Origin of the sequence: Ferrovibrio sp. (assembly GCF_036381655.1) — a bacterium.
GTDB lineage: Bacteria > Pseudomonadota > Alphaproteobacteria > Ferrovibrionales > Ferrovibrionaceae > Ferrovibrio.
Genome location: NZ_DASVCJ010000069.1, coordinates 82,019 through 90,428 on the forward strand (window position 1 = coordinate 82,019; position 8,410 = coordinate 90,428).

8 protein-coding genes are annotated in these 8,410 nt (G+C 65.3%); 7 read left to right on the forward strand and 1 reads right to left on the reverse strand.

The window, feature by feature from the left end:
• Positions 1 to 4: 4 nt before the first annotated feature.
• Positions 5 to 937 carry a DMT family transporter gene (locus tag VF194_RS16170; protein ID WP_330892220.1) on the reverse strand — a complete coding sequence of 311 codons (933 nt, stop codon included), beginning with the start codon at positions 935 to 937 and terminating at the stop codon, positions 5 to 7.
• A gap of 209 nt (positions 938 to 1,146) precedes the next feature.
• Between VF194_RS16170 and alr the strand changes: the two genes are divergently transcribed.
• From alr to VF194_RS16205, 7 genes are read left to right on the forward strand one after another with little or no spacing between them, the layout of a single operon-like run.
• Entirely contained in the window at positions 1,147 to 2,310 is a 1,164-nt protein-coding gene (alr, locus tag VF194_RS16175) for an alanine racemase (RefSeq protein WP_330892221.1), read from the forward strand.
• The gene (locus tag VF194_RS16180; protein WP_330892222.1) at positions 2,307 to 3,086 is read left to right on the forward strand and encodes an ABC transporter permease; all 780 of its coding nucleotides are present in this window, start codon (positions 2,307 to 2,309) and stop codon (positions 3,084 to 3,086) included. The genes alr and VF194_RS16180 overlap by 4 nt, the downstream gene beginning before the upstream one ends.
• Positions 3,083 to 3,862, forward strand: a complete 780-nt coding sequence (locus VF194_RS16185) for an ABC transporter ATP-binding protein (RefSeq protein WP_330892223.1) — start codon at positions 3,083 to 3,085, stop codon at positions 3,860 to 3,862. Before VF194_RS16180 ends, VF194_RS16185 begins: the two co-directional genes overlap by 4 nt.
• Positions 3,862 to 5,310, forward strand: a complete 1,449-nt coding sequence (gene radA, locus VF194_RS16190) for a DNA repair protein RadA (RefSeq protein ID WP_330892224.1) — start codon at positions 3,862 to 3,864, stop codon at positions 5,308 to 5,310. Before VF194_RS16185 ends, radA begins: the two co-directional genes overlap by 1 nt.
• Before the next feature lie 17 nt (positions 5,311 to 5,327).
• Positions 5,328 to 6,014 (forward strand): CvpA family protein, encoded by a 687-nt coding sequence (locus VF194_RS16195; protein WP_330892225.1) that lies wholly within the window; start codon positions 5,328 to 5,330, stop codon positions 6,012 to 6,014.
• 56 nt (positions 6,015 to 6,070) lie between these two features.
• Complete coding sequence (gene purF, locus VF194_RS16200) at positions 6,071 to 7,531, forward strand: amidophosphoribosyltransferase (RefSeq protein ID WP_330892226.1); 1,461 nt, start codon at positions 6,071 to 6,073, stop codon at positions 7,529 to 7,531.
• 10 nt (positions 7,532 to 7,541) lie between these two features.
• Positions 7,542 to 8,264, forward strand: a complete 723-nt coding sequence (locus VF194_RS16205; protein ID WP_330892227.1) for an SDR family NAD(P)-dependent oxidoreductase — start codon at positions 7,542 to 7,544, stop codon at positions 8,262 to 8,264.
• Positions 8,265 to 8,410: the final 146 nt, after the last annotated feature.

Sequence of the window (8,410 nt, forward strand, 5' to 3'; positions counted from 1 at the left end):
GGCGTCAACCCGGCGCGCGGCGCCATTCGGCCAACAGGATGCCGCCCAGCACGAGCACCAGCGCCGCCACGTGATACGGCGCCAGCTCTTCGCCCAGGATCAGCACGGCGAAACTGGCGCCGAAGAGCGGCATCAGATTGGTGAACAATCCTGCCCGCCCCGCGCCGATCAGTTCCACCGCACGGATGAAAAAGAGCTGCGACAGCAGCGACGGAAAGAGCGCCACGTAGACCAGGCAAAGCCAGCCTTTCCAGGTCGGCCAGAAGAATTCGCCGGCGACGATCTCGACCCCGAGCGGCAGCAGCGACGCCAACGCGGCGGCAAGAGCCAGGGCGGTGAAGAAAACGAGGCTAGGCACCGTCGGCCGGTTGCGCAGCAGAACGGAATAGCCGGCATAGAGGATCGTCGCGATCAGGATCAGCACGTCGCCCCGGTTCACCGTCAGACTGAGCAGGGTGGCAAGGTCGCCCTTGGCGCCGGTCAGGATCACGCCCGCCATCGAGACCAGCATGCCGATCCATTGCAGCAACCGCGGCTTCTGCCCGAAGACCAGAAAGGCGCCGAGGAAGATCACCGCCGGCATGGCGCCGTTGATGATGTTGATATTGATGGCGGTGGTCGAATGGGCCGACCAGTAGAGCAGGATGTTGTAGCCGGTATAGCCCAGCGCTCCCATCATGGCGATATAGCCAAGCCGCGGCTTCAGCGCCGGCCAATGCTGCCGCAATCCGCGGCCCGAGATGAAGGCCATGATGCCGGTCACCACTACCCAGCGCAGGCTGGTCAGCGAGGCCGGTGAAATCTCGCCCACCGCCAGACGGCTGACGACCGAATGGCCGCCCCACATGGCCATGGTCAGCACCAGCAGCAGATAGGGGTTGGAAAGCAGGCCCCGGAGCAAATCGCGGGCGGGCGCGGCAGGCAGCGATACGGACATGAACCCCTCGGATCAGCCAGGACGAAACGACCGGCTCACGATTGATGTGACGTCGCCCTCTTCCGTGGCTCATCCCCCGTCGCCCGCAGTCTGCCCAAGGTGCCGCCGGCCGGCAAGACAAAGTGTGCCCCGATACACAAAGTGTGCTCCGATACAATCGGCCGGATTTAGCCCTGTCGCTTTGCCTGCGGCTGCGCTAAACACGCGCGATGACGGATTTCGGCGATCAGGCGATTCTCAGCATCGATCTCGATGCGCTCGTCGCCAACTGGCGCAAGCTGGCTGCCCAGGCCCGGAACGGCAATCCGGCCGCGGAATGCGCCGCGGTGGTCAAGGCCGATGCCTATGGCCTTGGCGCGGCTGAGGTTGCGCCGGCGCTGTGGCGGGCCGGCTGCCGCCGCTTCTTCGTGGCCCATTCCACCGAGGCGCTGGCGCTGCGTCCGGCGCTGCCGGAAAACGCCGTCATCCACATCCTGCATGGCCCGTCGCCCGGCGCCGAGGCCGATCTGGCCGCGGCCGGCCTGGCGCCGGTCCTGTCCACGCTGGCGCAGATCGCCGCCTGGCGCGATACGGCCCGCCGGCTCAACCGCGCCCTTCCGGCTGCCCTGCATATCGATACCGGCATGAACCGGCTGGGCCTGAGCGAAGCCGAGGCCGAGGCGCTGCTGGCCGATCCCGCTGCGCTGGAAGGGATTTCGCTCGAATTCGTGATGAGCCATCTCGCCTGCGCCGACGAGCCGGAGCATCCGCTCAATGAAACGCAGCGCCAGCGCTTCGCGCATTGGCGCCGGCGCTTTCCGCAGATCAAGGCCAGCCTGGCCAATTCCGCCGGGATTTTCCTCGGCGCCGGCTATCACCACGATATCCTGCGCCCCGGCATCGCGCTCTACGGCTCCAATCCGATCGCCCCTGCCGCGAATGCCTTGCATGCGGCCGCAAGAATGGCGGAAGTGGCTCACCTGCAAGGGAAAATCCTTCAGGTCCGTTCCGTTGACAGGGGGGAGAGCGTTGGCTACGGTGCCGGCCATATTGTTGAAAAACCGAGCCGAATCGCCACCGTGGCGGTCGGTTACGCCGACGGGTTCCCACGGGCGCTGTCCGGTCGTGGCAGTGCTGTCATCAAAGGTCGCCAGGGTCATGTCCAAGTGCCGATCGCGGGGCGGGTCTCGATGGATCTGATCACGCTCGATGTCTCCGCCCTCGCGCCCGAGGATTGCCCGCCCGGCAGCGCCGTCAGCCTGCTTGGCGGCGGCGTCGATATCGACATCCAGGCCGCGGCGGCCGGAACGATCGCCTACGAACTGCTGACCCAGCTCGGCAAGCGCTACCGCCGCGTCTATCGGGGCGGCCATCAAGCGGAAAGCAGGGCATGAAGAATCCGCTCGCCATCATCGGCCGCGTCTTTCTCGCCTTCTGCGCCATTATCGGGCGGGTGGCGATCTTCACCTTCCACGGCGTTCGCCATTGCTTCACCCCGCCGGTCTATCTGCGGCTGGTCGGCAAGCAGATGATGACCATCGGCTATTTCTCGCTGCCGGTGGTCGGCCTGACCGCGCTGTTCACCGGCATGGTGCTGGCATTGCAGATCTACCTGGGCTCGTCGCGCCTCAACGCCGAAAGCGCGGTGGCCTGGATCGTCGTGCTCGGCATCACCCGCGAACTCGGGCCGGTGCTGGGCGGCCTGATGGTCGCCGGCCGCGTCGCCTCGGCGATGGCCGCCGAGATCGGCACCATGCGGGTGACCGAGCAGATCGACGCGCTGACTACGCTGTCGACCAATCCGTTCAAGTATCTGGTGGCGCCGCGCATCATTTCGGGAGTCGTCACCCTGCCGATGCTGATCCTGGTCGCCGACATCATCGGCGTGATGGGCGGCTATATGGTCTCGATCCACAAGCTGGGCTTCAATGCCGGCATCTATCTGAAGAACACCGCCGATTTCCTCGAGGCGATCGACGTCATTTCCGGCCTGGTCAAGGCATCGGTGTTCGGCTTCATCATCGCGCTGATGGGCTGCTATCACGGCTTCCATTCCAAGGGCGGCGCCCAGGGCGTCGGCAAGGCGACTACCGACGCCGTGGTTTCGGCTTCTATCCTGATCCTGATCTCCAACTACTTCGTCACCGAGATATTCTTCTCATCCAAATGAGCGACACACAGGCCAAGATAGCCCTCAAGGGGGTGCACAAGCGGTTCGGCCGCAAGGTCGTTCTGGATGGCGTCGATCTCGAGGTGCCGCGCGGCAAGTCGCTGGTGGTGATCGGCGGCTCGGGCAGCGGCAAATCGGTGATGATCAAATGCGTGCTTGGCCTGGTCCGGCCCGAAAAGGGCGAAATCCTGATCGATGGCCGGGACTCGACGAAATTCGACACCGATGAGCGCGAAGCCGCCCTGCGCAAATTCGGCATGCTGTTCCAGGGCTCGGCGCTGTTCGACAGCCTGAAGGTCTGGGAGAATGTCGCTTTCGGCCTGATCCAGGGCCGCCGCATGAAGCGCGACGAGGCCAAGCAGATCGCGCTAGAGAAACTGGCCCAGGTGGGGCTCGGCGCCGAGGTCGGCGAACTCTCCCCGGCGGAGCTGTCCGGCGGCATGCAGAAGCGCGTGGCGCTCGCCCGCGCCATCGCCGCCGAGCCGGAGATGATCTTCTTCGACGAGCCGACCACCGGGCTTGATCCGATCATGGCCGATGTCATCAACGACCTGATCATTTCCTGCGTCAAGAATCTCGGCGCCACGGCGCTGAGCATCACTCACGACATGGCCAGCGCCCGCAAGATCGCCGACCACATCGCGATGATCTACAAGGGCAAGATCATCTGGCACGGGCCGGTCGAGCAGATCGACAATTCCGGCAATCCCTACGTCGATCAATTCATCCATGGCCGGGCCGAAGGCCCGATCCGGATGGAAGTCCTCAAACCCTGATGGCGAAGCACAGCGAGTCCTTCGTCTGCCAGTCCTGCGGCGCCGCCTACCGCAAATGGCAGGGCCGCTGCGATGCCTGCGGCGAATGGAACACCATCGTCGAGGAGGCGCCCAAGCTGGCCGTCCCGAAGGGGCTTTCCGCCGGCAAGGGCAAGGCGATCGGCTTCGCCTCGCTGAGCGGCCAGCCTGACAAGGTGGTTCGCACGGTCACCGGCATTGCCGAACTCGACCGCGTACTCGGCGGCGGGCTGGTGCCGGGTTCGGCCATCCTGATCGGCGGCGACCCCGGCATCGGCAAATCGACCATCCTGCTGCAGGCGGTCGCCCAGCTTGCCCGGCGCGGCGCCACGGCGCTCTACGTATCCGGCGAAGAGGCCGTGGCCCAGATCGGGCTGCGGGCCCAGCGGCTGGGGCTGGCCGATGCGCCGGTCATGCTGGCGGCGGCCAACAGCCTGCGCGACATCCTGGCGGGGATCGATGCGGCGATGGACAAGGGCAAGGGCGCGCCGGCCGTGATCGTGATCGATTCGATCCAGACCATCTTTGCCGACAATATCGAAAGCGCCCCGGGCACGGTGAATCAGGTCCGCGCCTGCGCCCATGAACTGATCCGCGTCGCCAAAAGCTCCAATGCCGCGGTTTTTCTGGTCGGCCATGTCACCAAGGACGGCCAGATCGCCGGTCCGCGCGTGGTGGAGCATATGGTCGATACGGTGCTGTATTTCGAGGGCGAGCGCGGCCATCAGTTCCGCATTCTGCGGGCGGTGAAGAACCGCTTCGGCGCCACCGACGAGATCGGCGTCTTCAGCATGACCGATGGCGGTCTGGCCGAGGTGCCCAATCCCTCGGCCCTCTTCCTCGGCCGGTCGGACGCCGGAAAAGGCGAGCCGGTCGCCGGATCGGCCATCTTCGCGGGCATGGAGGGCACACGGCCGCTGCTGGTCGAAATACAGGCGCTGGTTGCCCCCTCGCCGCTTGCGACACCGCGCCGCACCGTCGTCGGCTGGGATTCGGGGCGGCTGGCCATGGTGCTGGCGGTGCTGGATGCGAGATGCGGCTTGCGCTACTCGGGCTGCGACGTCTATCTCAATGTCGCCGGCGGCCTGCGGGTCGTCGAGCCGGCCGCCGACCTGGCGGTAGCCGCCGCGCTGCTTTCGGCGCTGGCCGACAGCCCGGCGCCCGAACGGACCGTCTTTTTCGGCGAGGTCAGCCTGGCGGGGGAAGTCCGGCCGGTCAGCCAGGCCGAGGCCAGGCTCAAGGAAGCCGCCAAACTGGGCTTCGAGCATGCGGTGATGCCGGCCGGCGTAAAGGCGAAGGTCAAGAGTATCGGAACGAGCGAATTGGTGCGGCTCAACGAACTGGTCGAACTCTTCCCCGCCGCCCGGGCCGCCGCCAAGCGGGCCGCCGCCGGCCGCGAGCGCGCCAGCTGGACCGGCCAGGATGAATAAGGGCGAGGAATAGCCGCGTGTCGTCTCTGCCGGTCAATATCGTCGACCTGATCGTCATCGCGGTCCTGCTGCTGTCGGCCCTGCTGGCTCTGTTCCGCGGTTTCGTCAAGGAAATATTGTCGATCCTGGGCTGGATCATCGCCCTGGCGGTCACTTATTTCGCCTTCCCGGTTGCGCGCGACATAGCCCGCTCCTATATCGAGTCCGGGATTTTTGCCGATATTGCGGCTGGAGCCGGCCTGTTCCTACCGACCTTGATCCTGTGTTCGCTGGCCACCCATTGGGTGTCCGAGCAGGTCCGCGCTTCGGCGGTTTCGGCCATCGACCGTTCGCTTGGCTTCCTGTTCGGTCTGGCGCGCGGCGCCGTGATCGTGGTGGTGGCATGGTGGGTGGTCGACCACCTGATACCGGAGCCGACGCAGCCCGCCTGGCTGCAGCAGGCGCGAACGCATGATCTGGCGAAAGCCGGCTATCAATGGGGACAGGAAATGCTGCTGCGCCAGATCGAACCCGGCCGGCAGCCGACGAAGGCAAAGGACGGTCCGCCGCCCACATTGGTGCCGGTTTACCGGACGACGGACCAGACCAGAACCGGGAACCAGACGAAAACCGGGGGCAGCGCTGACTCGCGCGGCCAAACCGGCTATAACACCGAGGAACGCCGGGGCATAGATGGCCTGATCGAACGTCAGGAGAAGCCTTGAAGCCGCCGCGAGCCGATGCTCGCCGGGCGACGGAGCCGCCAGGAATGCAGCCCTTGATGATGCAGACGAACCCTTTCGACGACGACAAGCTGCATGAGGAATGCGGCATCTTCGGCATTTTCGGAAATCCGGATGCCGCCGCGAATACCGTGCTCGGGCTGCATGCCCTGCAGCATCGCGGCCAGGAAGCCGCCGGTATCGTCGCCTACCATGCGGGCCGCTTCAACAGCCATCGCGCGCTGGGCCATGTGGCGCCGAACTTCTCCTCCGAGAAGGTGGTGCGCGGCCTGCCGGGCGACAGCGCCATCGGCCATGTCCGCTATTCCACCTCGGGCGGCACCGTGCTGCGCAACGTGCAGCCGATCTATGCCGATCTCGAACTGGGCGGCATTGCGCTCGCCCATAACGGCAACCTGACCAATGCCCGCCAGATTCGCGATCAGCTGGTCGCCCAGGGCAGCATCTTCCAATCCACCATGGATACCGAGGTGATCACCCACCTGATCGCCCTCAGCCGCAAGGCCACGGTGGTGGATCGCATCATCGATGCGCTGAAGCAGGTTGAAGGCGCCTATGCCCTGGTGGCGCTGACCCCGAAGAAGCTGATCGGCGTGCGCGACCCCTGGGGCGTGCGGCCGCTGGTGCTGGGCAACCTGAAAGGCTCGCCGATCCTGGCCTCCGAGACCTGCGCCCTCGATATCCTGGGCGCCGACTATGTCCGCGATATCGAGCCGGGCGAACTGATCGTCATTGACGCCGAGGGCATCCATTCGTTGCACCCCTTCCCGGCGGTATCGCGCCGCTTCTGCATCTTCGAATATATCTATTTCGCCCGCCCGGACTCGATGGTGGAGGGCCATAGCGTCTACGAGGCGCGCAAGCGCATCGGTGCCGAATTGGCGCGCGAGAATGGCGTCGCCGCCGATGTGGTGATCCCGGTCCCCGATAGCGGCGTGCCGGCGGCGATCGGCTACGCCGCCGAAAGCGGCATTCCTTTCGAGCTGGGCATCATCCGCAATCATTATGTCGGCCGCACCTTCATCGAGCCGACCGACCAGATCCGCCATCTCGGCGTCAAGCTGAAGCACAACGCCAACCGCGCCTATATCGAAGGCAAGCGGGTCATCCTGGTCGACGATTCCATCGTGCGCGGCACGACCTCGACCAAGATCGTCGAGATGGTGCGCGAAGCCGGCGCCCGGGAGGTGCATATGCGCATCGCATCGCCGCCGACCACGCATAGCTGTTTCTACGGCGTCGATACCCCCGAACGCTCCAAGCTGCTCGCCGCCACCCATTCGGTGGAGGAAATGGCCAAGTTCATCAAGGCCGACAGCCTTGCCTTCATTTCGATCGACGGGCTCTATCGGGCCATGGGCCGCCCTGCGCGCGACCCGAACAAGCCGGCCTTCTGCGATGCCTGCTTCTCCGGCGACTATCCGATCAGCCTGACCGACGAGATCGCCCGGCCGCAACGCGGACCGAAGCAACTCACCCTGCTCGCCGAATACAGCTGAGACTACAAGAATGCGTCTGAAGGATCGGATTGCGCTGGTCACCGGGGCCAGCAGAGGCATCGGTGCCGCCATCGCCAGAAGCTACGCCAAGGAAGGCGCGCATGTGATCTGCGTCGCCCGGACGGTCGGCGCGCTGGAGGAATTGGACGACGAGATCAAGGCTGCCGGCGGCAGCGCCACGCTGGTGCCGCTGGACCTTGAGAAGACCGAGCAGATCGACGGCCTCGCCGCGCCGCTACTCGAGCGTTTCGGGCGCATCGACATCCTGGTCGGCAATGCCGCCCTGTTGGGCCGCATGACGCCGCTGCACCAGTATCCGCCCGAGCTGTGGGAGAAGGTGTTCAAGCTCAACGTGCACGCCAATCAGCGGCTGCTTCGCGCCGTGCACCCGTTGCTGCAGGCCTCGCCGGCCGGCCGCGCCATCTTCCTCACCTCCTCGGCCTCGACCCATGTCCGCGCCTATTGGGGCGCCTATGCCGCATCGAAGGCCGCACTCGACAACATGGTGGAAACCTATGCCAAGGAAGTGGTGACCACCAATATCAAGGTGAATCTGGTCGATCCCGGCGCGACCCGCACCAAGATGCGCGCCGCCGCCTATCCCGGCGAAGAACCTGAAACCCTGCCGGCGCCGGAGGACATCGTCGAGGTTTTCATTGCGCTGGCCGAAGCCGGCTGCGAACGCAACGGCGAACGCATTCTGGCTCGGGATTTCTGCGGCATCGCCAAATAGCCGCCCCTAGGGTGTGTCGTCAATTATGGGATTCCCAAAGTATTGAATGAATGATTCATAGGAGGTCGCCTGAAGCGAGGGGGCGACCGATGCGGCGATATGGACTGACCGACCGGCAGTGGGAAGTGATTTCCGGCTTACTGCCG